The sequence below is a fragment of the Camelimonas abortus genome (genome assembly GCF_042432745.1).
In the GTDB taxonomy this organism is placed as follows: domain Bacteria; phylum Pseudomonadota; class Alphaproteobacteria; order Rhizobiales; family Beijerinckiaceae; genus Camelimonas; species Camelimonas abortus.
In genome coordinates, this window is sequence record NZ_JBHLWR010000006.1 from 2,296,736 (window position 1) to 2,323,530 (window position 26,795).

Below are 26,795 nucleotides of genomic sequence, written 5' to 3' on the forward strand. Positions count from 1 at the left end.
AGCGCCAGCCTGGCGATAATCTGGGTGTTGCTCATGCGCCACACCAGAGGGACCGGCCGAATTTTTTCGCCTGCGACATTCATTCCCTGCGGGCCGTCGCCTCGCCGCAGGCGCCGCCAGGAAGCCCCGCGCCCGGGCGGGCCATGCGCGGACGTCATTGCCGCGGCTCCAGCATTGCATCCTGAATGTTATAAAAAATCAAAAACCGTCTTCACAGCACTGGCGGCATCCCTACACTCGCCGGCAAAGGGTCCCGCCCGCAGGGCGGCGAGAAAGCCCACATGCTGTTGCAGGGAGGTACAGATGTCGCAGGTGCTGTCCGGCGTGCGCGTGCTTGATTTCGGCCGTTTCATCGCCGGTCCGTATTGCGCGGCGCTCCTCGCCGACTTCGGCGCGGACGTGATCCGCATCGAGAAACGCGGCGGCGGCGAGGACCGTTTCATTGCGCCCGTCTCCGACACCGGCGCCGGCGCGCTGTTCATGCACGTCAACCGGAACAAGCGGGGCGTCACCCTTGATCCGATGAGCGAGGACGGCGCGCTCATCGTGCGCAAGCTGGTGGAGACGGCGGACATCGTGGTGGCCAACCTGCCGCCCGACACCCTGCGCGCCATGAAGCTGGATTACGAGAGCCTGACGGCGGTGAAGCCTGACATCATTCTGGTGACCGCCTCGGCGTTCGGCTCCAGCGGCCCCTACCGCAACCGGGTGGGCTTCGACGCCATCGGCCAGGCCATGTCCGGCGCCGCCTACATGACCGGCACGCCCGGCAATCCGGTGCGCGCCATCGCGCCCTATGTGGACTTCGGCACCGCCCTCGGCATGGCCTTTGGCGCGCTGGTCGCGCTGATGGAGCGGGAAAAATCCGGCAAGGGCCAGGTGGTGGAAGGGGCGCTGCTGCGCACCGCCATCAACATGATGGCCTCGACGCTGATTGAACAGGCGGCGCTGCAGATCAACCGCAAGCCGACCGGCAACCGCAGCCAGACCTCCGCTCCCTCCGACATCCTGCCGACAAAAGACGGGCACGTGCTCGTGGCCGTGGTCGGCCAGCCGATCTACGAGCGCTGGGCGCGGCTGATGGGGAATGAGGACTACTGGATCAACGATCCCAAGTTCGCCAACGACCTGCTGCGCGGCGAAAACTCGGAGCTGATCAGCGCCCGCCTCGCCGAATGGCTGGCGCGGCGCACCACCGCCGAGGCCATCGCCGAGCTGGAGGCGGCCCGGATTCCGGCGGCGCCGGTGCTGACCCCGCAGGAGGTGCTGGACGATCCGCACGTGCAGGCCACCGGCTATCTCCAGCCCGTCGCCTACCCCGGCATGGAGAAGCCGGCGATGCTGGCCCAGCCGCCGATGACGCTATCCCGCACGCCCGGCGCCATTCGCCACCGCGCGCCGCTCACCGGCGAACATACGGAGGAAGTGCTGCGCGAAGCCGGCTTTTCCGGCGAGGACATCAGCCGCCTGCGCGAAAAAGGCGCCATCTGAACGGCCTCAACGCCCACGAGAAAGGGCCGGGCGGCGCGCCGCCCGGCCCTTCCCCCTGTTCCGGCGTGACGAACGGAGCGCCGCGTCAGCTGGCGATCCCCTGCTCGGCCGGAGGATTCTCCGGGGCCGTCTCGACGCGGCCGCGACCACGGCCACGGCGACGGGTGCGGGTCGGAAACCGCTCGCCGTTCTCCTCACCAGCCGTCTCGACCGGAGCGGCGGCCGGCGCGTCGCCGGCGTCGCCCTCCCCGCCAGCGACCGGCGGGGACTGGCCGGCGTCAGCGGGAGCGGCCGGACGCGCCGGCGTGGTCAGGAAGGCCGGCAGGGCGCTGACGTCAGCTTCCCCGGCGGGGCCGGCCTCGGCGCCCTCACGCACCACCATGCGGACGTCGCGCTGGCGGCGGAAACGCTCGCGGCGGCCGCGCGGCTCGCCATCGGCGCGGCCGTTCTCATGCCGCTGGGCGTCCGGCCGGGCCTCGCCATTGTCACCCTGGCGCGCCTGACGCTCGCCTGAGGCGGGATAACGCTGGGCGCGGTCCTGACGCTCCGCCCGCTCGCGCTGGACGGCGTGCGGCTGCGGCGCGCCGGCGGGATAGGCCTCGTCGCCGGCGACCGCCTGGGCCAGGCGCGGCGTCGGCAGCGGATCGGCGAAATCGTCTTCCGGATCGATATCGTCGAACTCGTCATAGCCGCGCGACTGGTGGCCGTAGGCCTGCTGCATCTGCGCCTGGGCGGCGGCGATGATGCGGAAATAGTGTTCGGCATGCTGGAGGTAGTTTTCACAGGCCACGGGATCGCCGGCGACCTGCGCGTCACGGGCCAGCTGCGTGTACTTCTCAGCGATATGCTGGGCCGTACCCCTGATCTTCACATCCGGTCCATTGGACTCATAGCTGCGCGTAAGGGGATTCGGGCCCTTGCGGTTCATCCGTCCCCGCACGCGCCTGTTCTGGCCTGGTCTCATCTGTCTCTCATGTGAAGCCATGGTTTGGTATTTGCTCCCGCACCGCGCCGGCTTCGTGCGCTGAACGGCCGGGACATGGATCCCGGGTCGGGCGCAGGTCTTCGCCCTGCGGGCGAAAGACACGTCCCGTTCCTGACTGCCCGGTATTGGTGACGGCGATCTACATCCGGTTCACTTGCATCCGGTTTTTTATGGCCGCCCGCCCAGGCCCTGACCCAGGTCCGACGCGGACCGGCGCAGGCTTGGGAGCGACGCTGTTCCCTAGCGAACAGGGGCCGGTCCACAACGCATCCAGATGTCAGACTGCACGGGCCCGGAAACGTTCCGCCACGCTGCGCCGCTGGCGGCGCAGGGCGCAGAACGTATCGCTGCAAGCATGGCCAAGGGGTCGTGCAAGTGACCGTCTGTGACCTGTTCAAGGGATGGCTCATGGCCGCCTGAACCGGAACAGCCCGGCCGGTTCCACACGCCCGGCCAACGGGTTTTGCCGATACCAGCGGCCCACCGACATATCGCCCCTGGCGGCTTCTGCTGCAAAGCCCTAATGCGCAGGCGCAAATCACGTCGTATGGGCGCACCTTATCGCCTTCAACGCCCAACGCCAAGCAGAAATTCAAAATCCCTGTCCTGACGCCATCTGTCGCAGGCCTGAAGCCACCCGCATGACGCCGGCGAAATCTTCCCGCACGCCAACGTCGGCGAAACCCGCGCCACGCAGCATCGCCGCCACCGTCGCGGCCTGTCCCGCGCCGACCTCGAAGGCGGCGACGCCGCCCGGCTTCAGCAGCCGCGCCGCCGCCGGAACGAGGATCCGGTATGGCGCAAGTCCGTCCGGACCGCCGTCGAGGGCGAGCCCCGGATCGTTCAGGCGCACCGCCGGCGGCAGGCCGTGGAGCGTCCAGCTCTCTATGTAGGGCGGGTTGGACGCCACCACATCGAAGGCGCCGGCGGCCGCAGGCCCCAGCGCCGCGTCCCAGTCCCCGGCGACGAAAACGCAGCGGCCGGCGACGCCGTTCAGCCTGGCGTTCGCGGCGGCGACCGCCGCCGCGCCCGGCGCAAGATCGACGCCGACGCCGAATGCGGACGGCAGTTCGCCGAGCAACGCCACAAGCACGCAGCCGGTTCCCGCGCCGAAGTCGACGACGTTCAGCGGACGTCCGTCACGCCAGCCGGCGCGGTCAAGCCGGGCGAGCACGGTCTCGACCAGGGTCTCGGTTTCCGGCCGCGGCTCCAGCGTATCCGGCCCGAGGCGGAAGGGCATGCCCCAGAACTCGCGCGCGCCGAGAATGCGCCCCGGCGTCTCCCCGGCGAGATAACGGCGGGCGGCTTCCTCCAGCCGCAGGACGGCGGCGGCGTCCAGCGGCGCGTCAGGCCGGGCGATCACCTCGACCAGGGACACGCCGAGCACGCCGGCGAACAGGATGCGCGCGGCGCTGCGGGCTTCGGCGGGATCACGCGCCGCAAGCCGCGCCGCCAGCGCGGCCAGCGCCGCCGCCCGGCCGGTTCCCGGCGCCAGCCAGCGCCCGCCCGCCCCGGCGAGGCTCATGCCTCCCCGCTTTCCGCCGCCAGCAGCTCGGCCTGGCGGGCGGCGGCGAGCGCGTCCACCAGCTCGTCCAGCGCTTCGCCGGCCAGCACGTCGTCCAGCTTGTAGAGGGTGAGACCGATGCGGTGGTCGGTCACCCGCCCTTGGGGGAAGTTGTAGGTGCGGATGCGCTCCGAGCGGTCGCCGGAGCCGACCTGGGAGCGCCGGTCGGCGGCGCGCTCGGCCTCCTTGCGGGTGCGCTCGGCGTCCAGCAGGCGCGCCCGCAGCAGGCTCATGGCCCGGGCGCGGTTGCGGTGCTGCGAGCGCTCGTCCTGCACGTGCACCACCATGCCGGTGGGAATGTGGGTGATGCGGATGGCCGATTCGGTCTTGTTGACGTGCTGGCCGCCGGCGCCGCCGGCGCGCATGGTTTCAATGCGAAGGTCGCTCTCGGCGATTTCGACGTCGACCTCGCCCGCCTCCGGCAACACCGCCACGGTGGCGGCCGAGGTGTGGATGCGGCCGGAGGCCTCCGTGGCCGGCACGCGCTGCACCCTGTGCACCCCCGATTCAAACTTCAGGCGGGCGAACACGCCGGCCCCGCGCACCTCGGCGATGATTTCCTTATAGCCGCCCACCGTGCCTTCGCTGACCGACAGCGGCTCCACCGCCCAGCCTTTCAGGGCGGCGTAGCGGCTGTACATGGCGAACAGGTCGCCGGCGAACAGCGCGGCTTCGTCGCCGCCGGTTCCGGCGCGGATCTCGAGGATGGCGGAGCCGTCGTCCGCGGCGTCGCGCGGCGCCAGCATCAGGCGCATGGCCTGGGTGGTGGCGGCGAGGCGCTCGCGCGCCAGCGGAAGCTCCTCGCCGGCCAGCGCCCGCAGCTCGGAATCGGACTGGCCGTCCTCCAGCACGGCGACGAGGCCGTCCAGATCATCCTTCGCCTTGCGGTACGCGACGATGGCGTCGACCACGGGGGCGAGCGAGGCCAGCTCCCGCGACGCGCGCGCGAAGGCGGCGCCGTCGAGACCGCCGGCCAGCTGCGCGTTGAGCTCCGCATGTCGCGCAAGAATGGCGTCCAGCCGCGCTTCAGGAGGCGTAAATCCGTTCATGGGCTCCGCAATGGCAGAAATGTCGGCGCAAGAAAAGGCGCCGGCTTCCGGACAGGGCGGGCCGCCGGCCGGCTATTCCAGCGGAACCGAACGGGCGGCGGCCCATTCCTCCAGCTTCGGCCGCAGGGTGGCGGCGGAAGCGTCCGCAAGCATCTCCTCCAGCGCGCCGGCGAGCGGCGCCGCCTCCAGGCCCAGCAGCATCTGCTTCACCGGCCCGACCGCCGCCGGCGGCATCGACAGGGCGCGGAAACCGAGCCCGATGAGCGCCATGGCGTCGAGCGGCCGTCCGGACATCTCTCCGCACACCGTGGCCGGACATCCGTGCCGGCCAGCGGTGCGGACGATGTGGCGCAGGGCGCGCAGCGAACCGGGGCTGAGCGTGTCGAAGCGCCCGGAGACGCGGCGGTTCTCGCGGTCCGCCGCGAACAGGAACTGCATCAGGTCGTTGGAGCCGACGGAGATGAAGTCCGCCTTCGCGCAGATCTCGTCGAGCTGGAACAGCAGCGACGGCACCTCCACCATCACCCCCAGCTCCACCTTCTCCGGCTCGCGATAGCCGTGCCGGCGCAGATAGGAGCGTTCGCGCTCGACGAGCGCGCGGGCGCGCAGGAACTCGTCCACCGTGGCGACCATGGGAAACATCATGCGCAGCGAGGCGCCCGCCGCCGCCTTGAGCAGCGCCCGGACCTGCGAACGCAGCAGCGCCGGCCGGTCGAGGGCGATGCGGATGGCCCGCCAGCCCAGCGCCGGATTCTCCTCCTCCATCTGCTCCATGTAGGGGAGCACCTTGTCGCCGCCGATGTCGAGGGTGCGGAAGGTGACCGGCGCGCCGCCGGCGCCGCGCAGCACTTCCTCATAAAGCGCCTGCTGCTCGCTGGCGGAAGGCAGCTTGTCCGCCACCATGAACTGCAGCTCGGTGCGGAACAGGCCGATGCCGCTGGCGCCGGACTCCGCCAGGTGCGGAATGTCCACCAGCAGGCCGGCGTTCATGTTCAGCGTCACCTCCACCCCGTCCTTCGTGACGGAGGGCGTCTTGCGCAGGCGCTTGTACTTGGCCTGGGCGCGGGCGCGCAGACGGGCCTTTTCGGCGTAGGCCGCCTCGACGTCCGGCTGCGGACGGATCTGCACCTCGCCGGCGAGGCCGTCGACGATGATGGCGTCGCCAGGCTCCACCAGCGACACCACGCCCTCGATCTCGCCGACGGCGGGAATGCCGAGCGCGCGCGCCACGATGGCGATGTGGCTGGTCTTGCCGCCCTCCTCCAGCACAAGGCCGCGCAGCTTCGAGCGGTCATAGTCGAGCAGCGCCGCCGGACCCATGGTGCGCGCCACCAGAATGGCGTTGTCCGGCAACTCCTCGCGCGGCGCGGCGAAGGCCGCGCCGGAGAGCTCGTGCAGCAGCCGGTTGGCCAGCTCGTCGAGGTCGTGCAGCCGCTCGCGCAGATAGGGATCGGTCTGGCGCAGGATGCGGGCGCGGGTGTCGGACTGCACGCGCTCCACCGCGCCTTCCGCCGTCAGGCCGGTCATGATGGCCTCGCGGATACGGCGCAGCCAGCCCTGGTCGTGGGCGAACATCCGCACCGTCTCCAGCACGTCGCGGTGCTCGCCGCTGTGCGAGACGTCGCCGCGCGCCAGCAGGCTGTCAATGCGGGCGCGCAGGGCGGCGATGGCGTCGTCGATGCGCTTCAGCTCGACCGAGACGTCGTCGGCGATCAGCTTCTGCACCACCACGCGGGGCTCGTGCAGCACCACATAGCCGAGGCCGATGCCCTCGGAGAGGGCGACGCCGCGCTGCGCCATGGGCCGGCGGATGGCGATGTCCTGGCCGGGCGGGGCGAGGGTCTGCAGGTCGCCGGAAGCCACCATCTCGGCGATGACCATGGTGGTGGTCTGCAGCGCCTCGATTTCCTCCTCGGTATAGACGCGGTAGGCGCGGTTCTGCACCACCAGAACGCCCAGCGTCTGGCCGGCGCGCAGAATCGGCACGCCGAGGAAGGAGTGGTAGATTTCCTCGCCCGTCTCGGGCTTGTAGGAGAAGGCCTCGTGACTCTGGGCGTCGGAGAGCGCCAGCGGCTCGGCGCTGGAGGCGATGAGGCCGACGAGGCCCTCGTTGGAGCCGATGACGGTGCGGTGCACCGCCTCCGGCTTCAGGCCCTCTGTGGCGTAAAGCTCAAGATTGCCGTCGGCGCGCAGCACGTAGACCGAGCAGACCTCGGCCACCATGTTGTTGGCGATGAGGACGACGATGCGATCCAGCTTCTCCTGAGCGCTGACGGGCTCCGCCATCACCTCCCGGAGACGACGCAGGAGCACGCGTGGGCCGCCTAGAGCGCCTCGCATCAGCCATCACCTCGATCAGCCGGCGTGCCGGCGTTTTCCGCGCCGCGGAGTGGATCGGAAGCGGCGCCCCCCGCCGCCCGTTCTACCAGTGTTCTATAAGGGAGAGGCAGCCTTAATCGCAAGCACGCTGACCACGCGCGAGGCGGGTCCGGTCATGGCGCCATCGTCGAACAGGCGTCGCCTGACGAAAGGGCGGCGCGATCCCTCCGCCCCCGCGGAACAGGGCGAAAACGCCTGCGCGCCTGCGCCCGGACGGCGCCCTAACGCCCCCCGCCGTCCGCTTTCGCCATGATCGCCGCGTCAACGCGCAGCGCGTCAATCATACGCATCTTCGCCGACCCCGGCCGCAACGGCTGCTGCTGGCTGGCGTGCGGAGCCCAGCCGGACAGCCACACCATGTCGAAGGTGGCGCGGACGCGGCCGTCCGGATCAGAAAACCGCTCCACATAGGCCTCGCACATGCGCAGCAGGGTGTCGCGGCGCAGGGGGGCGCGGCGCCGGTCGGCGAGGGCGTTGGCCACGCCCATGGCGCGCAGGTCCGCCAGCAGGCGCAGCGGATGGGCGTAACGCACCGTCAGCGTTTCGAGATCGGCCACCGGAAGGGCGAAACCCGCCCGCTGCAGCAGCGCGCCCATGTCGCGCACGTCGGCGAACGGGGCCACCCGCGGGCTGACGCCGCCGGTGGTCTCCGCCTCGGCCCTGGTGAACGCCTGGCGCAGTTCGGACAGCGTCGCGCCGCCGGGCAGACAGCCGATGAACAGCCCGTCCGGCTTCAGGATGCGGCGGATCTGCGCAAGGGCGCCGGGAAGGTCGTTCACGCCCTGCAGCGACATCACGCCGACGACAAGATCAAATGATTCAGGGGCGAACGGCAGCGCCTCCTCGTCCACCACCACGTCGCCGCCAAGGCCACAGGCGACCGGGGCGCGCACGACCCGCCCGACGCCATGGTCGAACAGGGTCCGGCGGACCTGCTCCCCGGGGCCGCCAAGGTCAAGGGCGCAGTCGAAGCGCCGGTTGACGGCCGACAGGCGCAGCGCCAGCTCCTCCGCCGCCTGGTCGACCAGAAAATCGGCGAGTCCCGCCCTGGCGGCGCGGGTGATGCGCCGGCGCAGCAGCGGACGGTCAAAAACCAGGTGGGCCATGCATGTCTCCTGACGCAATCCGCATGTCCGGAAACGTCCGGATACACGCGCGGGGCCTCCTGACGCCAAGAGCGCGACGCCGCGAGCGCGGCGCCCCAGGCGTCCCTCCGGAAAGCGCCCCGGGAAGCCTCCCCGGGGAGCGTCCCGCCTTCAGGCCGCCATATACTCCTGACGCATGACTTTTTCACGTCGGCCGCGCCGCGCGCTACAATGGCGCCGGCCGGATCCCGGCCGGCGGGAGATGCGCGTGCCCGGAAACACTGGCGTCCTTCATGGCCCGAGCCGCCGCGGCGTGTTCGACCCGGCGGCCGAAGCGGATGACGCCGCCCGCGAGCTGACGCGGCGGGCGTGGGACAGCCTGCGCCGCCAGCTCATCGACCTGCTGTTTCCGCCAGCCTGCCCCTGCTGCCGCCAGCCGGTGGCGGCGCATCACGGGCTGTGCGCCGCCTGCTGGCGGGGGCTTCGCTTCATCACCAGCCCCTGCTGCGAGCGTCTGGGCGCGCCGTTCAGCGTCGATCCCGGCCCCGGGGCGGTTTCGCCCGCGGCGATCGCGCGGCCGCCGCCGTGGGAGCGCGCCCGGGCGGCGACGCGCTTCGAACACACCGCCAGGACGCTGGCGCACGCGCTCAAGTTCGGCGACCGTCCGGACCTCGCCCTCGTCATGGCCCGGCTCATGGCCATCGCCGGCGCGCCGCTGCTGGCGGAGGCGGACCTGATCGTTCCCGTTCCCCTGCACCGGCTCAGGCTGTGGCGGCGCCGCCATAACCAGGCCGCCGCGCTGGCGGCAGCCCTTGCCGGCGTCAGCGGCAGGCCGTGCGATCCGCTGGCGCTGCGCCGCACGCGCCTCACGCGGCCACAGACCGGGCTGTCGCGCCTTGCGCGCACGCGCAACCTGCGCGGAGCGTTCGCCGTGGCGCCGGACGCAAAAGCCCGCGTCGCCGGAAAAAGGCTGCTGCTGGTTGACGACGTGCTCACCACCGGCTCCACCGCCGCCGCCGCGACCCGGGCGCTGCTGCGCGCCGGCGCGGCCCGGGTCGACGTGCTCGCCTTCGCCATGGTCGTGCGCGACTGAGGCGCGGCCGGCTGTCGCCCGCAGCGGCGGAAACGCCTATACTGGCGGGCAACAAGGGAGCTTTCCGTTGCCGCACGTCACCATCTATACCAAATCAACCTGCCCCTACTGCCAGCGCGCGAAGCAGCTGCTGGATTCAAAAGGGGTGACATACGAGGAAATCGAGATCATCCAGCGGCCGGAAGAGCGCGCCACGATGATCGAACGCGCCGGCGGACGCACCACCGTGCCGCAGGTCTTCATCGGCGACCGCCATGTCGGCGGCTGTGACGACCTGTATGCGCTGGACGCGACGGGCAAGCTTGATCCGCTGCTGGCGGGGTGACCGTCCGGAAGGGTCGAGGGGCCGCCGGCGGAGCCGGCGGCGTTCGGGAGACAGGCCATGACTGATGCGGAGGCTGGCGTCGCCGGCGGCGCCAGGGCGGGAACGGTGACCGTCGCCTGCGTGCAGATGCGCTCGGGCCGCGACCCGGCCGCCAACCGCGACGCCGCCCTGCGCATGATCGCCGAGGCGGCCGACGCCGGCGCGACCTACATCCAGACCCCGGAAATGACCGGGCTGGTGGAGCGCCGGCGCGACAGCCTGATGGAAAAGATCTTCACCCAGGATGAGGATCCGCTGATCGCCGCCGCCCAGGAGCTGGCGCGCCGGCGCAGGGTGACCGTACATCTTGGATCGCTCGCCGTCCGTAACGGCGAGCGGGTCGCCAACCGGGCGGTGGTGATCGGCGACGACGGCGAGATCCTCGCCACCTACGACAAGATCCACCTGTTCGACGTGGACCTGCCAAACGGCGAGAGCTGGCGGGAATCGCGCACCTATTCCGGCGGAGACGTGGCTCCGGTGGTCGCCACGCCGGTGGGCGCTATCGGCGTCACCATCTGTTACGACCTGCGCTTCCCCTATCTGTACCGGGCGCTGGCCGGGGCCGGGGCCACCATCCTCACCGCGCCGGCCTGTTTCACCCGCCAGACCGGCGCGGCGCACTGGAGCGTGCTGCAGCGGGCGCGCGCCATCGAAAACGGCGCCTTCGTCATCTCCGCCGCGCAGGGCGGCGAACATGAGGACGGGCGCGTCACCTACGGCCATTCCATCATCGTCGATCCGTGGGGACAGGTGCTGGCGGAAGCAGGCGAGGAGCCCGGCGTGCTTCTGGCGCAGATCGACCTCGCCGCCGTGGCGCAGGCGCGCCAGCGCATCCCTTCGCTGACCCACACGCGGCCATTCACCGTGCGCAGGGCGGGCCGCGCCGGCGACTGAGCGGCTGGCGCGGGAAGCCGGCGCCGCCGCCCGGACTTGCCCGTCCTGTGGTAATGGCGCAAGGAACGCCTTATCTGTGACGTGATTCGGTAAGACTGTTCCCGGTGAGGGGGTCGCCGCCCAGATGATCCGCTACACGCTGGCCTGTGACCAGGGCCATGAGTTCGAAAGCTGGTTTGCTGACAGCGAGGCCTACGACAGGCAGGCCGCCGCCGGCTTCGTCTCGTGTCCGACGTGCGGATCGACCAAGGTCGGCAAGACCGTCATGGCGCCGGCGCTCGCCCGCTCGGCCTCGCATGACCGCGCCGACGCCGGCCGCCGGGAAGGCGGTCCGCTGGTGGATGACGAAGCGGCGCGGCGCATCCGCGCCCTGATGCGGGCGCTGCGCCAGTACGTCATCGAAAATACCGACGACGTCGGACGCGATTTCCCGGCGGAGGCGCGGCGCATCCACGCCGGCGAGGTGGAGCCGCGCGCCATCCGCGGCGAGGCCGACCCTGAGGAAGTGAAGGCGCTGGTTGAGGAAGGCGTCAGCATCATGCCGGTGCCGTCGCTGCCGGACGACCTGAACTGACGCCCTGCGCGCGCTGGCCTTCCCGGCGTCCCGCGCCGGCGCGGCGTCCGCTTTTTCAGCAAGATGACGGAGGGCCCGCCCGGCGACGGCCGGACGGGCCCTTTCGTGCGCGGCGCCGGCTCAGGCGGCGGCGCGGCTGGCGGCGGCGCGCTTCAGCAGCACGGTCTGGACCACGGCGAGCGCCGCCACCCACGCCGCCTGCGCCAGCACGAAGGCCACGCCGGCAGCGTTCGGCGCCAGCCAGCCGGCCAGCAGCAGCGCCACCGATTCCACCGCCCACACCACATTGCAGGCGATGACGGCGATCACCGCCGCCCGGGCGACGACGGCCGGACGCACGGCCAGAAGCACCGCGCCGCCAAATATCAGCAGGAAGGCGCCGGCGCCGCGCAGCAGCGCCTCCGGCAGTTCGAGGAGACCGGCGAGATAGCCGCCGCCCAGCGCCATCAGCGCGCCGGCGGCGAGGCACGACACGCCGTCGAGCATCAGGATGTTGCGAAGCATGGGGCCGGGATGAAAACGGGTCATGACGTTGCTCCCTTGCGGTGGACTGGCTGTAGGGGAGATCCGGGGAGAGGCCCTGCGGGCGGCCCTCCGGAACACGCGCTGGCGAAAATGGCGGCGGGGCTCAGCTCACCGGCGGCTCGCCGGGCGCCTGGTCGATGAAGCCGGTTATGCGGGCGAAACGGCCGTCGCGCAGTTCGGCGAAATCGGCGCCGGCGACGACCGGGGGGCCGCCGGCGGGACCAAGCGTCCACGAAAAGCGCAAGAAGTCTCCGGTGGCCTGGGGCGCGCCCCGCAGGGCGAAGACCAGACCGGCGAACTGCTGCTGCGCCGCGCCGACCATGGCGCTGACGCCTTCCGGCCCCTCGCCGGACATCACCGGATCGAGATAGAGGGCGTCCGGGGTCAGGATCGCCGCGGCGATGGCGCCCCGCCGGCCGGCGTCAGTCTCGTTCCACATGTCGATGTAGCGCTCGACGAGCGCGACGGCCGGATCGGCGCGGGCGGTCGTGGGATCGTGCATGGCGTCCTCCTTTCGACTCCGTTCGCCGGAGCCATCGCTGCGTGACGGACCCATGCTGCCAGGCGGAGGCGTCGCGGGCGATTACGCGCGAGGTAATGGTCGCGCCGCCCGCCCCGTTGCCTCGCGCGTAACCGCCTGCGGACCGCAGCCGCCGGCGCCCGCCACTTCCCACGGCCGGGGCGGCGGGGCCCCGGCGCCACGGAAGTCCGGCGGCCGTCCGCGCCGCTGCCCGCCGGCCCGTCGCCGCCGCCGGTCAGGAAGGTGTGAAAAAATTTCCTCCATGCGGGAGCAGGCCCCGGCCCGGCCTCTTGACGGCGCAGCGGCTCTGGCGCCCCATGGCGGTCAAGGCGCGGGGCGCAGCCAGAACGCGACGTCGCCCATGCTGTCGCGTCGTCCGGATCCGCGCCGCAATCCCTGACAGCGCAAGAGATGACCGCGCCCTGGCGCGGCTACCCGGGAGGAAAACATGCTGGGTTACATGACCCTCGGCACCAACAATCTTGAGGCCGCCGGCAAGTTCTATGACGCCATCGCCGCCGAGCTCGGCGCCAGCCGCATCATGCAGAACGACCGCATGATCGGCTGGGGCAGGAAAGGCGCCGCCAGCCTGATGGTGTGCAAGCCCTATGACGGCCAGCCCGCAACCGTGGGCAACGGCGTCATGCCGGCTCTCGTCGCGCCCAGCCGTGAGGCGGTGGACAAGGCCTACAAGGTGGCGCTGGCCAACGGCGCCAAAGACGAGGGCGCGCCTGGCGAGCGCATGCCGACCTTCTACGGCGCCTATTTCCGCGATCCCGACGGCAACAAGGTCGCCGTGTTCCACATGGGCTGACGCTGGGGAAGGGACCGCAAGCGAGATCCCGGAAGGGCCCGCAGGCTCCGGCGCCGCCGCGCCGGAGCTTTTCTCAGCGCCCGGACCGGGTGGCGTAAAGCATGTAGTTCACGTCCGTGTCGGACGACCGGATCCAGGCGTTCCGCCACGGTTCGTAAACCACGCCCTCGGTTCCGCGCACCGTCATGCCGCCGCTGGCGACGTAGGCGGCGAGCTCCTCCGGGGTCACGAACCTGTTCCAGTCGTGGGTGCCGCGCGGCAGCCAGCCCAGCACATATTCGGCGCCGATGATCGCCAGCGCCCACGCCTTGCGCGTGCGGTTCAGCGTGGCCATCACCAGCACGCCGTCCGGCTTCACCGCGGCGCAGCAGGCGGCGACGAAGCCGGGCGGGTCCGGCACGTGCTCGATCACCTCCATGGCGGTGACGATGTCGAAGCGTTCGCCGGCCGCGGCCACGTTCTCCACCAGCTCGCCGCGATAGGCGATCTCCAGGCCGCCCGCCGCCGCATGGGCCCGCGCCACGGCGATATTCTCCGGCGCCGGATCGAGGCCGGTGACCTGCGCGCCGAGGCGCGCCAGCGGCTCGCACAGCATGCCGGCGCCGCAGCCGACATCCAGCGCGGACAGCCCGGCGAACGGCGCCGGCGCGCGCGGATCCCGGCCGAAGTGGCCGCAGACCACGTCGCGAATATAGGACAGCCGCACCGGGTTGAGCCGGTGCAGCGGCTTCATCGGACCGTCAGGATCCCACCAGCGGCGCGCGAGGGCGTCGAAATGCGCCACCTCGGCCGGATCGGCATGGGGAGCGGACGGAGGGCGCCTGTCAGACTGCAAAACCGGAATCCCCTGTCTCATCGGCGAACTGTCACCGGCGACACTAGGCCCGGCGACGCTCCGAGGGAAGCGGGACGGAACATGCGGAGCGCCGCAGACCGGCGCGCCGGGGCCACAAAGGCCCGCGCTTTTCACCCGGCTGGCCGAAACGCCCTTGCCCCCGGCGCGGCCGGCGGGCTATCTGCCCGCCGGAGAATTCTGCACCGGGTGAAAACTGTTGCGTCGCCAGTCGTTTATCCGCCGTCTCGCCAGCAGGGTTTCTGGCGTCGTCATGCTCGGCCTTGTCCGGGCGGTCTTCGGTTTCCTGCGTCTGCTCGGGCCAGACCGCGCCAGCGCCCTCGGCGGCGCCGTCGCGCGCACTGTCGGCCCGCTGCTCGGCGTCCACAAGGTGGCCATGCGCAACCTGCGCGAGACCTTCCCGGACAGGCCGGAAGCGGAGCTGAAGGCCATCGCCCGCAAGGCGTGGGAAAACCTCGGGCGCACCGCCGCCGAATATCCGCACCTCGCGGAGATCTTCGACTACAATTACGACAATCCCGATCCGCACGGCCGCATCCAGGTGCGGGGCATCGAGCACTTCATCGCCCTGCGGGACGACGGCAAGCCGGCCATCCTGTTCTCGGCCCACTGCGCCAACTGGGAGCTGCCGGCGATCTGCGCCGCCCGGTACGGACTGGACCTGACGGCGGTGTTCCGCGCGCCCAATGACCCGGCCGTGGCGCGGGCGGTGCAGGAAATTCGCAGCCAGACCATGGGCGGCCTGGAAGCCGCCCGCCCCGGCGCCGCCTTCGCCATGATGGAGGCGCTGGAACGGGGCGGCCATCTCGGCATGCTCATCGACCAGCACTTCACCCGCGGGGTGGTCACGCAATTTCTTGGCCGGCCCGCCCTCACCAATCCGGTCATGGGCAAGTTCGCCCGGCGCTTTGACTGCCCGGTGCATGGCGCGCGCGTCATCCGCCTCAACGGCGCGCGCTTCCTCATCGAACTGACGCCGCCCGTCGAGATGCCGCGCGACGAAAACGGCGAGATCGACGTGGCCGGCGCCATGCAGGCGATGACCGACGTGGTGGCCGGCTGGGTGCTGGAGCATCCCGAACAGTGGCTGTGGATGCACCGGCGCTGGCGGCCGCAGTTTATCCGCGAGCAGCCGAAGGACGCTCCGGAGGCCGGCGCGGCCGTGTGAGCCGGCGGCGGGCCTGCGTCAGGCCCGCGCTGGCGGCCCGCTCCGCCGCCGGACCACGCGGCCGCGGGGCCGGAACGAAAAAGGCCGGGCGCGCGCCCGGCCTTTCGCATTTCGTGACGAAGCCCGCCTTACTCCGCGGCCTGCTTCTGCTCGGCCTGCTTCGGCACGCCCAGCACGGCCTTGGTCTCGAGGAACTCGGCGAAGGCGTGATCGCCCCACTCGCGGCCGTTGCCGGACATCTTGTAACCGCCGAACGGCGCCATCAGGTCCGGAGCGGCGCCGTTCAGGTTCACCTGGCCGGCGCGCAGGCGCGCGGCGACCTCGCGGAGCTTCACCGGATCGGAGCCGGAGATGTAGGCGGCGAGGCCGTACGGAGTGTCGTTGGCGATCTCCACCGCCTCGTCCAGGTCGCGGTAGCCGAGGATGCACAGCACCGGACCGAAGATCTCCTCGCGGGCGATGGTCATGTCGTTGGTGACGTTGGCGAACACCGTCGGCCTGACGTAATAGCCCTTCCCGAGCCCCTCCGGACGGCCAGGACCGCCAGCGACGAGGGTGGCGCCCTCCTCGATGCCCTTCTGGATCAGGCTCTGGATCTTGTTGAACTGGGCTTCGGAGACCACCGGGCCGATGGTCACCTTGTCCTCGGGCCGGCCCACGACGGTGGCCTCGGCCGCCGCCCTGGCGATGGCGATGGCCTCGTCCATGCGGTTCGCCGGCACCAGCATGCGGGTGGGGGCGTTGCAGGACTGGCCGGAGTTGTTCATCACGGCGCGCACGCCGCCGGAGACGGCGCGCTCGAAGTCGGCGTCGTCGAGGATGATGTTCGGGCTCTTGCCGCCCAGCTCCTGATGGACGCGCTTGACGGTGGGCGCGGCGTTGCGCGCCACCTCAATGCCGGCGCGGGTGGAGCCGGTGAACGACACCATGTCGATCAGCGGATGCGAGCTGATGGCCGCGCCGACGGTGGGGCCGTCGCCATGCACCAGGTTGAACACGCCCGGCGGTACGCCCGCGGCGTCCATGATCTCGGCGAAGATGTGGCCCGAGAACGGGGCGATTTCCGACGGCTTCAGCACCATGGTGCAGCCGGTGGCGATCGCCGGCGCCACCTTGCAGGCGATCTGGTTGACCGGCCAGTTCCAGGGCGTGATGAAGCCGCACACGCCGATCGGCTCGCGGACGATGACGGTGCTGCCGCGGTCTTCCTCAAACTTGTAGTTCTTGAGGACGTTCAGCGCGGTCTGCAGGTGGGCCGTGCCCATCGGCGCCTGGGCGCGCTGCGCCAGCCACACGGGCGCGCCCATCTCCTCGGTGATCGCCTTCGCCATGTCATCGAAGCGCTTCTTGTACTCTTCGATGATGCGCTCGAGCAGGGCGATGCGCTCCTCGCGCGTGGTGCGCGAGAAGGTCGTGAACGCGCGCGCCGCGGCCTTCGCGGCGGCGTCGACGTCAGCGGCCGTGCCGAGCGAAATCCGGCCAGCCACCGACTCGTCGGCCGGGTTGATGACGTCGAGGGTCTTCGCGCCCGCGGAGGGCTCAACCCATTTCCCGTCAATGTAGAATTTCGTGTACTCGCGCATGACCATCTCCCTGTCGCCGGCCCCTGGCCTGATGACCTGTCCGGCCTGATCTTGTTACGCCGGCGCAAGCGTCCTCGCGTCGCGCCCATGCAAGGGACGTCGCGGTGGAGCCGCGCCCTGCCCACCCTGGTCCATCTTGGTTGAATAACGCGCCAGAGTGACCGTTACAACATCGCCCCCCTGACGCGTCCGGTTCAGGCGCGCGCCAGCGCGCGCCGTGTCTCCGCCAGCAGGTCGCGCGCCGCCGTTTCGCAGGCGGCGGCGACGCGCCTGCCTTCCTCCGGCCCGCCGCGCCAGCTGGCCAGCAGGCTGAACGTCACCGGAACGCCCCCGGCGAGCATGCGGCCGGCGACGGCGTAACCGTGGAAATCGCCGAGGCTGAAACCGCCGCCTGTCCCCCAGGCGGGAACATCGGCCGGCGCGATGCGCCGCGCCGGCGCGCCCATGGCCATGATGCGCGCAAATTCCGCAAGGCTGGCGGAAGCGCCGAAATAACGTCCGGCGAAGGCGTTGCGGCTCCACTCCGCCAGCTCCGCCGCCGTGGAGCGCGCGGCCGGCCCCTCGCCCAGAGGCGAACGCACCGGCGACACGGGCGCGGCGCACGCCGCCTGCAGCCCTTCCCAGCCCGGATTGACGCCCGCGGCGCCCCCCGCCATCCAGCTGAGCATTTCGCGTGTCGAGGCGGGAACGTGCGTTTGCCGGAAGCCTGCGGACTGCAGAAACTTCCTGATCGCCGCGGGGCCGGCCACGGCCAGCGCCACGTCGGCGGCGGTGTTGTCGCCGTGGGCGATCATGGCCTCGAGCACGCTGAAACAGGGCGCGCGCCCGGTCAGCCGCCCGAACACCGGGCTCGGCAACGAGCGCACGCTGTCGTCGATCACCGCCTCGTCGGCGAGCGCCGCCCCGCCCTGCTCCACCTGGCGCAGAAACCCGGCGAGGATCACGCCGTTGAGCGCGCCGCCAGCGAACATCGGCGCATCTGGCCGGCGCGCCGCCCGCCACAGGACCGCCTGGGCGCCGGGCTGCGCCGCCTCGGGACGGGGATCCTCGGCGATGATCACGGCGCTGGCGGCGCCGTCGGGACCCAGATCGACGCCCGGGAATGTCTCCGCCAGCGCGGCCACGCCTTCAGGCGCCGCTGGCGGGCGCGCCGGCGTCCGCCGCGCCGTCTGGCGACGGCGCGCTGACGCCGGCTCGGCCAGCGCGGAGCCGGCGATCACCGTCCCAAGGGATGCGAGCAGAAGCGTGCGCCGGTCCATCACCTCTCCCATGCGTCCGGGAGGGAGCGCGGGGCCAGCAACCGGCGGCGGGCCCGTCGCGCGCGTCACCGCCCGGGGATTCTTCGCCATTTTACCGGAAACCGCCGGCGAAAGCACCGCCCCCGGCGATCAGGCCGCCAGAATGGCGGGCCGGCGCGGCTCCGTCACCGCCGGATGGAGCTGGTGAGATCGGCCGCGGCGGGCGCGGCGCAGGCGCTTTCACCCCGGACGGCGGCGATGCGCCGCGCGACGGCGGGCTCGTCCTCCACCCGCCGCCAGCGAATGGCGTCGACGACGCAGGCGGCCGCCTCCGGCGAGGGCGCCTCGCCGTCGGGCAGACAAATCCAGCCGCTGACGCGCAGGTCCGGCGCGGTCTCACCCTGACGGAACGTCACGCAGTTGCGCGCGCCGCCGGGGCTGTCCATGCGCGCCAGCGCGGTCTCCAGCGGCCCCATGCGCGTCGCCACCGGCGGCAGCGGCACGAAGCGCTCCACCGACATGCCGCGCTCGCCGGCGCGGCGGGCGACCTCGACGAAAAAGCTGCCGCCCGGCTGCGGCTCCGAACCCGGACGGTACAGCGACAGGCGCAACAGCGGGCCGGCCTCGTCCGGCTCGCCAACAGTCAGCGCGTCGTCGCGGCCGCCGCCGCTGACGTGGCGCACCGCCTCCATGACGGCCGGTTTGGCCAGCAGCCCGCGCAGCGCCAGGGTCTCCGGCAGCTGCGGCAGCGGCGCGAGGGTGAAGGCGGGATCATCTTCCTGCACGGCGACCCAGCCTCCGGCGGACGCCTGCTCCGCTTCGCCGGCCGTCTCCGCCGCGGCGGCGACGGCGCCCGGCGTTTCCGGCGCTCCGGCCGCGGCGGCGCCGGCGCGCTCCGCCGTGCGCGCGGCGTCCTGGGCCTGCTGCTGCGGCGCGGTCGCGAACACCGCGTAAAGGCCGCCCGTCAGCAGCGCGGCGAGAGCGGCGGCGGCGACATGCGCCGCGCGGGACGACTGGCTCCGCCGGCGCGACGGAAGATCGGCGCAGTCGCGGACGCGCCTGCGCGACGGCTTCCCGATACCCTTCATTGACAAGAAACCCCTGGAGCGCGGTTCGGCCCGCGCCTCCCGTTACGTCTGGCGAGGCGGCATCCTGGCGGGCGATGGTGAGCAGACCGTTAGCGGGAACACATTTTTCCACGGCTGGTTAACGGCGCCTTCCGCCGCCCGCGGCCGCGGCGGAACGGCGCGCCCGCGCCGGATATCCGCGCCCCGCGCGCGCGGATATTGACATTGGCGATGAACCGGTGCTTGTGGATCGCCGTTGCGACAGGCGCGACTATCAGGACCTGATGACCATGCATCCGGCCAGCATCACGCAGACATTTGCGAGAAGCGCGCGGCGCGCCGCCGCGCCGGTGGCCGTGGTCCGCATAAAACCGGCGAAATCCTGAATCGCGCCCTCCCCGCGTCCTCCGCCGGGGGAGGACGGGCGGCGCGCGGCGCCGCTGTCGCCATGCGGAGGAAATGACGCGGTTCTGTCTGCAGCCGGATCCAGACACCATATGCATGCAGAAGGCGTCGGCCGCCGGGGCCCGGCCGCGAACGCGGCGCGCATCCGGTCTCTTGCAGGCGTTTGCGCGCACCCGCCGTGACCGGAGCGCGCCGGCGCAGGAACACTGTGTCGCAATGGAGCGTTTTCCGCTCCCGGATCGCCGGCGAGGGAAAGGCGCTCAATGCGGAAAGGAACTTGGCATGGGTTACAAGGTCGCTGTCGCAGGCGCCACGGGCAATGTGGGCCGCGAAATGCTGCAGATCCTGGCGGAGCGGGCGTTCCCGGCCGATGAGGTCGTCGCGCTCGCCTCGCGCCGGAGCATTGGCCAGGAAGTCTCCTTCGGTGACCGCACGCTCCGCGTGAAAGATCTGGCGACCTATGACTTCTCGGACGTGGACATCTGCCTGATGTCCGCCGGCGGCGACGTGTCGAAGGAATGGTCCCCCAGGCTTGGCGCGCAGGGCGTGGTGGTGATCGACAACTCCTCCGCCTTCCGCATGGATCCGGACGTGCCGCTGGTGGTGCCGGAGGTGAACGGCGACGCCGTCCGCGATTTCCGCAAGAAGAACATCATCGCCAACCCGAACTGCTCCACCGCCCAGCTCGTGGTGGCGCTCAAGCCGCTGCATGACCACGCCGTCATCCGGCGCGTCGTCGTCTCCACCTACCAGTCGGTCTCCGGCGCGGGCAAGGCGGGCATGGACGAGCTGTTCGACCAGACCCGCTCCATCTTCACCGCCGGCGAGCTGAAGCCCGGCAAGTTCCCCAAGCGCATCGCCTTCAACCTCATTCCTCACATCGACGTCTTCATGGAGGACGGCTACACCAAGGAGGAATGGAAGATGGTGGTCGAGACCAAGAAGATCCTCGACCCGAAGATCCGGCTGACCGCCACGGCGGTGCGCGTGCCGGTGTTCATCTCCCACTCGGAGTCGGTGAACATCGAGTTCGAGAAGCCGGTCACCGCCGACGAGGCGCGCGAGATCCTGCGCAACGCCCCCGGCTGCCTCGTCGTCGACAGGCGCGAGCCCGGCGGCTACATCACGCCCCATGAGGCGGCGGGCGAGGACGCCACCTATATCTCGCGCATCCGCGAGGACCCCACGGTCGAGAACGGCCTCGCCATGTGGGTGGTCTCCGACAACCTGCGCAAGGGCGCGGCGCTCAACGCGGTGCAGATCGCCGAGGCGCTCATCAACCGCAAGCTGCTGACGCCGAAGAAGACGGCCGCCTGAGGCGCGCGCCTCCGCGGCCCCGCGCGGGCCGGGGCCTGAAACGGCGACGCCGCCCCCGCCGGGGCGGCGTCTTTCTGTGTGCGCCGGAAGCCGCGCGCAGGCGCCCGCCGCATGGCGGCGCGGCCCGGTTCAGTCGCAGCGCGGCGACAGGCGCGCAGGAACGTCGAGGCCGTCCACCGCCGGCACGAAGGCGCCGGTTTCCGGATCCCGCACCCGCAGCACGCCGTCGGCCACGCCGAAATAGGCGCCGTGCAGGGCGATCTGGCCGCGTTCGGCGAGAATGCGTACGCAGGGGAAGGTCATCAGGTTCTGCAGCGAGAGCTCAATGGCGGCGAGCTCAAGGCGGGAGACGTAATCCGGCGCCTTGCGCGCCTCCGGCCCCAGCGCCTCGGCGGCGGGCCGGATCTGCGACATCCACTTGCCGATAAAATCGCCGGGCGACAACGGCTCGGCCTCGTTGGCGAACGCCTTGATGCCGCCGCACATCTGGTGGCCCAGCACCACGATGTGCTTCACCTTCAGCGCCTGCACCGCAAACTCCAGCGCCGCGGAGGTGCCGTGATAGTCGCCGCCGGTTTCATAGGGCGGCACCAGATTGGCGACGTTGCGCACGACGAACAGCTCGCCGGGGTTGGCGTCGAAGATCACCTCCGGCGACACGCGGCTGTCGCAGCAGCTGATGATCAGCACCTCGGGGCTCTGGCCGCGGCGCGCCAGCGTTTCATAACGGCTGCGCTCGCTGGGGAAGCGGTCGCTGAGAAACGACCGGTATCCTTCCCGCAGACGCAGCGGAAATTCCTGGGAGACAGCATCTCTGGCCATGCGCGTTCCTTGCGGCGTGCGGCGGCGCCGTCGTCCGCGCCGGAGGAGCGGAGGCAGGCGCCGCGGGGGACCAACTGGCGCTGGACGCGCCCGGAATATGGATCCGCGCCCCGTTTGCCGCCGGATCAGGCGGCGCGCAATCATTTTATGCACCGGGGCCGGATGTAGATTTCCGCCCTGCGCGCCGTCCCGCGCGCCACGCGGCGACGCGCGACGGTCTTGCGAAATTGCGCAAAACCGGCACAACCGTTCCGGACAGGACATGTTCCGCACGTCGAGAGACTTTTCACGAGATTCCAGGAGCTCCTGATGACCGCCATCCGGCCGCGCCGCAGCGTCCTTTACATGCCGGGCTCCAACGCCCGCGCCCTGGAGAAGGCGAAGACCCTTCCCGCCGACGCCCTGATTCTTGACCTTGAGGACGCCGTCGCCCCTGACGCCAAACCCGCCGCGCGCGAACAGGTCTGCGCCGCGGTGAAGGCGGGCGGCTACGGCCCGCGTGAAGTGATCATCCGCGCCAACGGCCTCGACACGCCCTGGGGCCGCGACGACATCCGCGCCGCCGCCGCGGCGGGGCCGGACGGCATCCTCATTCCCAAGGTCTCCAGCCCGGAGACCCTGCTCGAGGTGGGCCGCCTGCTGGCCGACGCGCCCGCGAAGATCCGCGTCTGGGCCATGGTGGAGACGCCCGCCGCCATTCTGGACATCGCCCGCATCGCCGCCGCGGCGCGCGAGCGCAGCACGCGCCTCGCCTGCTTCGTGATGGGCACCAACGACCTGGCGAAGGAAACCCGCGCCCGCTTCGTGCCGGGCCGCCAGCCCATGCTGCCGTGGCTGTCGCTGGCGCTCACCGCCGCCCGCGCCGAAGGCCTCGACATCCTGGACGGCGTCTACAACAACATCCAGGACATGGATGGCTTCCGCGCCGAGTGCGAGCAGGGCCGCGACATGGGCTTTGACGGCAAGACGCTGATCCATCCGACCCAGATCGAGCCGGCCAACGAGATCTTCGCCCCGCCGGCGGCCGAGGTCGAATGGGCCCGCAAGATCATCGCCGCCTTCGAACTGCCCGAAAACGCCGGCAAGGGCGTTATCTCGGTGGACGGCAAGATGGTCGAGATCCTGCACGCGGAAATCGGCAGGCGCGTGGTGGCCGTCGCCGACGCCATCGCCGCCCGTCAGGCCTGATCCCCCGCGCCCCGTCCCGGACGGCGCGCGGCGCCGTCCGGGGCAGCGCATGATCCCGGCGCCCTGAAGCCGCCTCCGGCGCCAGCCTCCGGAGCGCCCCGGGGCCCGGACCTACAGGACGGCGCCGGAACATCCGGCGCCCGCCGCGCCAATGAGCAAGAGAACCCTGCCGGTCGCCGAACGCTCCCGCGGCGTCACGGCGATCCTGGGCCCCACCAACACCGGCAAGACGCACCTCGCCATCGAGCGCCTCGTGGCGCACGGCGAGGGCATGATCGGCCTGCCGCTGCGCCTGCTGGCGCGCGAGGTGTACCAGCGCGTCGTCGAAAAGGTGGGGCCGCGGCACGTGGCCCTGATCACTGGCGAGGAAAAGATCAAGCCGGCGCGGCCGCGCTACTGGATCTGCACCATCGAGGCCATGCCGCGCGACGTCAGCGTCGCCTTCTGCGCCATCGACGAGATCCAGCTGGCGGCGGACTTCGGCCGCGGCCACGTGTTCACCGACCGGCTGCTCAACATGCGCGGCCGCGAGGAGACGCTGGTCATCGGCGCGCTCACCATGCGTCCGCTGATCGAGAAGCTGCTGCCGGGCGTACAGGTGGTGACCCGGCCGCGCCTCTCCACCCTCTCCTTCGCCGGCGGAAAGAAAATCACCCGCCTGCCGCCGCGTTCGGCCATCGTCGCCTTCTCGGTGGAGGAAGTTTACGCCGTCGCCGAGCTGATCCGTCGCCAGAAGGGCGGCGCGGCGGTGGTGCTGGGGGCGCTGTCGCCCCGCACCCGCAACGCCCAGGTGGAGATGTTCCAGTCCGGCGAGGTGGACTATCTCGTGGCCACCGACGCCATCGGCATGGGGCTGAACCTTGACCTGAACCATGTGGCCTTCGCCAGCGACCGCAAGTTCGACGGCTTCGGCTTCCGCCGGCTGAATCCGGCCGAGTTCGGCCAGATCGCCGGCCGCGCCGGCCGCTACCTGCGCGACGGCACCTTTGGCGTCACAGGCCGCTGCCCGGCTTTCGAGCCCGAGCTGGTGCGGGCGATCGAGGAGCATGCGTTCGAGCCGGCACGCGTGCTGCAGTGGCGCAACGCCGACCTCAATTTCCGCTCCATCCGCGGCCTGCTCGCCTCGCTGTACGCCACGCCGAAGGAGACCGGCCTCACCCGCGCCCAGCCGGCCGACGACGTGCTCGCCCTCGAGGCCCTGGCCGGCGACGAATCCGTGACCCGTCTCGCCCGGCGTCCGCACGACATCGCCCTGCTGTGGGACGTGTGCCAGACGCCTGACTATCGCAAGATTTCCCCGCATGCCCACGCCGAGCTTGTCAGGACGATATTTCGTGCTCTCATGCACGAAGGAAAGCTTGATGAAACGTGGTTCGCCCGGCAAATAACGATGGTCGACCGCACGGACGGGGACATTGACGTCCTTTCCGCGCGCATCGCCCAGGTCCGCACCTGGACATACGTGGCCAACCGTCCTGACTGGCTGGCTGATCCTGAGCATTGGCAGGAACGCGCCCGTCAGGTAGAGGACAGGCTTTCGGATGCATTGCACGAGCGGCTGGCAAGCCGTTTCGTGGACCGGCGCACCAGCGTGCTCATGCGGCGCCTCAGAGAGAACGCGCATATGGAAGCTACAGTCACGCCCACGGGCGAAGTCAGCGTCGAAGGGCAGCACGTGGGCGCCCTCCACGGCCTGGTCTTCGTCCCCGACCCGCAGGCGGATGGTTCGGAGGCCCGCGCGCTGCGCGCGGCCGCGCAGAAATCGCTTGGCCCGGAGCTGGCGGCGCGCGCCGAGCGAATCTCCATGGCCGTGGACGAGGCCTTCGTCCTCTCCAACGACGGCACGCTGCGCTGGCTTGGCGAGCCGGTGGCGAAGCTGGCGCCGGGCGACCTGCTCATGGCGCCGCGGGTGATCCTGCTCGCCGACGACATCCTTGCCGGCGAAGCGCGCGACAAGGCCCAGGCCCGCGTCGAGCAGTGGGTCAGCTCCCACATCGCCAGACTGCTTGGTCCGCTGAAAACCCTTGAGGAAGCCCCGGACATCGAGGGCCTCGCCCGCGGGATCGCCTTCCAGGTGGCGGAGTCGCTGGGCGTGCTGGAGCGCTCCCGCGTCGCGCAGGACGTGAAGGCGCTGGACCAGACCGGGCGCGCCCAGCTGCGCAAGTATGGCCTGCGCTTCGGCGCCTACCACATCTACGTCCCGGCCCTGCTGAAGCCCGCCCCGCGCACCCTGGCGGTGCAGCTGTGGGCGCTGAAACATGGCGGCGATCCGGAGGTCGTGGCCAGGGCGCTTGAGGAGCTGCCGCATCTGGCCGCCTCGGGCCGCACCTCGATCGTGCACGATCCTGCGATCAGCCGTGATCTTTACCGCGCCGCCGGCTACCGCGTCTGCGGCTCGCGCGCCGTGCGCGTGGACATTCTGGAGCGTCTCGCCGACCTCATCCGGCCGGCCGTGACCTACAGGCCGGGCGTCACCCCGGGCGATCCGCCGCCCGGAGCCGCCGACGGCGACGGCTTCGTCGTCACCGTGGCCATGACCTCGCTGGTCGGTTGCGCCGGCGACGACTTCGCCTCCATCCTGCGGTCGCTGAACTATGTCAGCGAGCAGCGGGAGGGTCCGGCCATCACCGTTCCGCTGGCGCCGCGTCCGGATCAGGCCGCCGCGCCCGCGGACACCGGCGAAGCGGCTCCGGCCGCCGGCGGGGAGACGCCTGCGACGGACGGCGAAACCGCGGCCGCGCCGGATGACGGCGAGGTCCCGGCCGCCGGCGCGGAGGCTGGGGAGCCTGCGGCCGGTTCGGTCGCCGCCGGGGCGGCCGCGGACGAAACGGCGGCGGAGCAGACCGGCGACGCGGGCGAGACCGCTGCCGAAACCGCCGGCGAGAACGCTGGCGACGACGCCGCTCCGGAAGGGCCGGCGCTGCTCGAGATCTGGCGTCCGCAGCGCCATGGGCACCAGCGTCATGGCCGTCGCGACGGCCAGGGCCGCGGGCGCGGGCCGCGGCCGGAGGGTCGCCGGCCGGAAGGACGGCGCGCCGCCGAAAGCGGGCAGGACGCCCAGGCCGGCGAAAACCGGCGCAAGGCCCGCGGCGGCTGGACGCCCGGCCCTGACGCGGGCCGCGGCGGCGAGCAGCGCAACCAGCAGCGCCCCCGCCCGGAGCGCGGCGCGCGTCCGGAGCAGCGCGGCGACCGCAGGCCGCAGCGCGCCGAAAAACTGCCGGATCCTGATTCACCGTTCGCCAAGCTGCTGCAGCTGAAAGAGCGGCTGCAGAACGGCGACAAGACCTCCTGACCGGCGGCGGCCCGCGCGACGGACGTCGGCGCGCCGTCTTTCAGGAGAGGGTCCGCACGGTTCCGCGCCGGCCGCCCTGCGGCGCCGGCGGCGCGGGCGGAGCCGTCCGCCCGCCACGCCCCGCGCCCGGCGACCTGACCGATGAACGAAGCGCCTGAACGCCTCCGCATCGACAAGTGGCTCTGGTTCACCCGCATGGTCAGAACGCGCCCGCTGGCCGCGGCGCTGGTGACCGGCGGCATGGTGCGGCTCAACGGCGCGCGCATCGACGCGCCGGGCAAGGCGGTGAAGGTGGGCGACGTGCTGACGCTGAACCTGCCGCAGGGCGTGCGGGTGGCCCGGGTGCTGGGCCTGCCGGCGCGACGCCGCCCGGTGGCCGAGGCGGCGCTGTTCTGGGAGGACCTGTCAGCGCCGCGCCCGGGCGACGACCTGCGGACGCCGTGAAAACCCTCAGCCAGATTCCCGGTTGAGAATGCCGCCGCGCCGGACTATCTGGGAATGGCCGCCGCGAGCCCCCGCGGC

General features: G+C 71.4%; 23 protein-coding genes. 11 read left to right on the top strand and 12 right to left on the bottom strand.

The genetic code is table 11. The annotated features are described in order from the left end of the window. Positions 1-303 precede the first annotated feature (303 nt). Positions 304-1,491, top strand: a complete 1,188-nt coding sequence (locus ACFFJB_RS12210) for a CaiB/BaiF CoA transferase family protein (RefSeq protein ID WP_376831613.1) — start codon at positions 304-306, stop codon at positions 1,489-1,491. 85 nt (positions 1,492-1,576) lie between these two features. On the opposite strand, the gene ACFFJB_RS12215 is transcribed toward ACFFJB_RS12210, so the two are convergent. The 5 genes from ACFFJB_RS12215 to ACFFJB_RS12235 form a co-directional block, all read right to left on the bottom strand. Further along, positions 1,577-2,476: a DUF4167 domain-containing protein gene (locus ACFFJB_RS12215; protein ID WP_376831614.1), complete on the bottom strand. Its 900-nt coding sequence runs from the start codon at positions 2,474-2,476 to the stop codon at positions 1,577-1,579. A gap of 592 nt (positions 2,477-3,068) precedes the next feature. Continuing rightward, a complete protein-coding gene (gene prmC / locus ACFFJB_RS12220; RefSeq protein ID WP_376831615.1) occupies positions 3,069-4,001 on the bottom strand; it encodes a peptide chain release factor N(5)-glutamine methyltransferase in 933 nt (310 codons plus the stop codon). Beyond that, the gene (prfA, locus tag ACFFJB_RS12225; protein WP_376831616.1) at positions 3,998-5,089 is read right to left on the bottom strand and encodes a peptide chain release factor 1; all 1,092 of its coding nucleotides are present in this window, start codon (positions 5,087-5,089) and stop codon (positions 3,998-4,000) included. The genes prmC and prfA overlap by 4 nt, the downstream gene beginning before the upstream one ends. Positions 5,090-5,161: 72 nt before the next feature. Next, complete coding sequence (ptsP, locus tag ACFFJB_RS12230) at positions 5,162-7,429, bottom strand: phosphoenolpyruvate--protein phosphotransferase (protein ID WP_376831617.1); 2,268 nt, start codon at positions 7,427-7,429, stop codon at positions 5,162-5,164. A 260-nt stretch (positions 7,430-7,689) separates the two neighbouring features. Further along, complete coding sequence (locus ACFFJB_RS12235) at positions 7,690-8,574, bottom strand: methyltransferase domain-containing protein (RefSeq protein WP_376831618.1); 885 nt, start codon at positions 8,572-8,574, stop codon at positions 7,690-7,692. Positions 8,575-8,908: 334 nt separating this feature from the next. Between ACFFJB_RS12235 and ACFFJB_RS12240 the strand changes: the two genes are divergently transcribed. The 4 genes from ACFFJB_RS12240 (at position 8,909) to ACFFJB_RS12255 (ending at position 11,481) form a co-directional block, all read left to right on the top strand. Further along, on the top strand, positions 8,909-9,646 hold the full coding sequence (locus ACFFJB_RS12240) for a ComF family protein (RefSeq protein WP_376832684.1): 738 nt from the start codon (positions 8,909-8,911) through the stop codon (positions 9,644-9,646). A 67-nt stretch (positions 9,647-9,713) separates the two neighbouring features. Beyond that, positions 9,714-9,971, top strand: coding sequence for a glutaredoxin 3 (gene grxC / locus ACFFJB_RS12245; RefSeq protein ID WP_376831619.1), 258 nt, complete (start codon positions 9,714-9,716; stop codon positions 9,969-9,971). 57 nt (positions 9,972-10,028) lie between these two features. Then, positions 10,029-10,907, top strand: a complete 879-nt coding sequence (locus ACFFJB_RS12250) for a carbon-nitrogen hydrolase family protein (RefSeq protein WP_376831620.1) — start codon at positions 10,029-10,031, stop codon at positions 10,905-10,907. A gap of 124 nt (positions 10,908-11,031) precedes the next feature. Beyond that, positions 11,032-11,481, top strand: a complete 450-nt coding sequence (locus tag ACFFJB_RS12255; protein WP_376831621.1) for a DUF1178 family protein — start codon at positions 11,032-11,034, stop codon at positions 11,479-11,481. 120 nt (positions 11,482-11,601) lie between these two features. On the opposite strand, the gene ACFFJB_RS12260 is transcribed toward ACFFJB_RS12255, so the two are convergent. Together ACFFJB_RS12260 and ACFFJB_RS12265 are read right to left on the bottom strand one after the other, a co-directional pair. Further along, a complete protein-coding gene (locus ACFFJB_RS12260) occupies positions 11,602-12,009 on the bottom strand; it encodes a hypothetical protein (protein WP_376831622.1) in 408 nt (135 codons plus the stop codon). Between the two features lie 100 nt (positions 12,010-12,109). Beyond that, the gene (locus tag ACFFJB_RS12265) at positions 12,110-12,508 is read right to left on the bottom strand and encodes a nuclear transport factor 2 family protein (RefSeq protein ID WP_376831623.1); all 399 of its coding nucleotides are present in this window, start codon (positions 12,506-12,508) and stop codon (positions 12,110-12,112) included. A gap of 466 nt (positions 12,509-12,974) precedes the next feature. Here ACFFJB_RS12265 and ACFFJB_RS12270 point away from each other — a divergent pair, with 466 nt between their 5' ends. Next, complete coding sequence (locus tag ACFFJB_RS12270; protein ID WP_376831624.1) at positions 12,975-13,340, top strand: VOC family protein; 366 nt, start codon at positions 12,975-12,977, stop codon at positions 13,338-13,340. 73 nt (positions 13,341-13,413) lie between these two features. On the opposite strand, the gene ubiG is transcribed toward ACFFJB_RS12270, so the two are convergent. Next, positions 13,414-14,196 carry a bifunctional 2-polyprenyl-6-hydroxyphenol methylase/3-demethylubiquinol 3-O-methyltransferase UbiG gene (gene ubiG / locus ACFFJB_RS12275; RefSeq protein ID WP_376831625.1) on the bottom strand — a complete coding sequence of 261 codons (783 nt, stop codon included), beginning with the start codon at positions 14,194-14,196 and terminating at the stop codon, positions 13,414-13,416. Positions 14,197-14,389: 193 nt separating this feature from the next. On the opposite strand from ubiG, the gene ACFFJB_RS12280 reads away from it, so the two are divergent. Continuing rightward, a complete protein-coding gene (locus ACFFJB_RS12280) occupies positions 14,390-15,361 on the top strand; it encodes a lipid A biosynthesis lauroyl acyltransferase (RefSeq protein ID WP_376832685.1) in 972 nt (323 codons plus the stop codon). A 128-nt stretch (positions 15,362-15,489) separates the two neighbouring features. Here ACFFJB_RS12280 and ACFFJB_RS12285 read toward each other — a convergent pair whose 3' ends face one another. The 3 genes from ACFFJB_RS12285 to ACFFJB_RS12295 form a co-directional block, all read right to left on the bottom strand. Continuing rightward, positions 15,490-16,944, bottom strand: a complete 1,455-nt coding sequence (locus tag ACFFJB_RS12285; protein ID WP_376831626.1) for an aldehyde dehydrogenase family protein — start codon at positions 16,942-16,944, stop codon at positions 15,490-15,492. A gap of 194 nt (positions 16,945-17,138) precedes the next feature. Further along, a complete protein-coding gene (locus ACFFJB_RS12290; protein ID WP_376831627.1) occupies positions 17,139-18,203 on the bottom strand; it encodes a serine hydrolase in 1,065 nt (354 codons plus the stop codon). A gap of 164 nt (positions 18,204-18,367) precedes the next feature. Further along, positions 18,368-19,270, bottom strand: coding sequence for a hypothetical protein (locus ACFFJB_RS12295; RefSeq protein WP_376831628.1), 903 nt, complete (start codon positions 19,268-19,270; stop codon positions 18,368-18,370). A gap of 666 nt (positions 19,271-19,936) precedes the next feature. Here ACFFJB_RS12295 and ACFFJB_RS12300 point away from each other — a divergent pair. Continuing rightward, positions 19,937-20,971: an aspartate-semialdehyde dehydrogenase gene (locus ACFFJB_RS12300; RefSeq protein WP_376831629.1), complete on the top strand. Its 1,035-nt coding sequence runs from the start codon at positions 19,937-19,939 to the stop codon at positions 20,969-20,971. A 129-nt stretch (positions 20,972-21,100) separates the two neighbouring features. On the opposite strand, the gene ACFFJB_RS12305 is transcribed toward ACFFJB_RS12300, so the two are convergent. After that, positions 21,101-21,793: a carbonic anhydrase gene (locus ACFFJB_RS12305; protein ID WP_376831630.1), complete on the bottom strand. Its 693-nt coding sequence runs from the start codon at positions 21,791-21,793 to the stop codon at positions 21,101-21,103. 309 nt (positions 21,794-22,102) lie between these two features. Here ACFFJB_RS12305 and ACFFJB_RS12310 point away from each other — a divergent pair, with 309 nt between their 5' ends. The 3 genes from ACFFJB_RS12310 to ACFFJB_RS12320 all read left to right on the top strand — a co-directional run bounded on the left by ACFFJB_RS12310 (position 22,103) and on the right by ACFFJB_RS12320 (position 26,717). Next, the gene (locus ACFFJB_RS12310; protein WP_376831631.1) at positions 22,103-22,981 is read left to right on the top strand and encodes an HpcH/HpaI aldolase/citrate lyase family protein; all 879 of its coding nucleotides are present in this window, start codon (positions 22,103-22,105) and stop codon (positions 22,979-22,981) included. Between the two features lie 151 nt (positions 22,982-23,132). Then, positions 23,133-26,273, top strand: a complete 3,141-nt coding sequence (locus tag ACFFJB_RS12315) for a helicase-related protein (protein ID WP_376831632.1) — start codon at positions 23,133-23,135, stop codon at positions 26,271-26,273. Positions 26,274-26,414: 141 nt separating this feature from the next. Next, complete coding sequence (locus ACFFJB_RS12320) at positions 26,415-26,717, top strand: RNA-binding S4 domain-containing protein (protein WP_376831633.1); 303 nt, start codon at positions 26,415-26,417, stop codon at positions 26,715-26,717. The last annotated feature ends 78 nt before the right edge of the window (positions 26,718-26,795 follow it).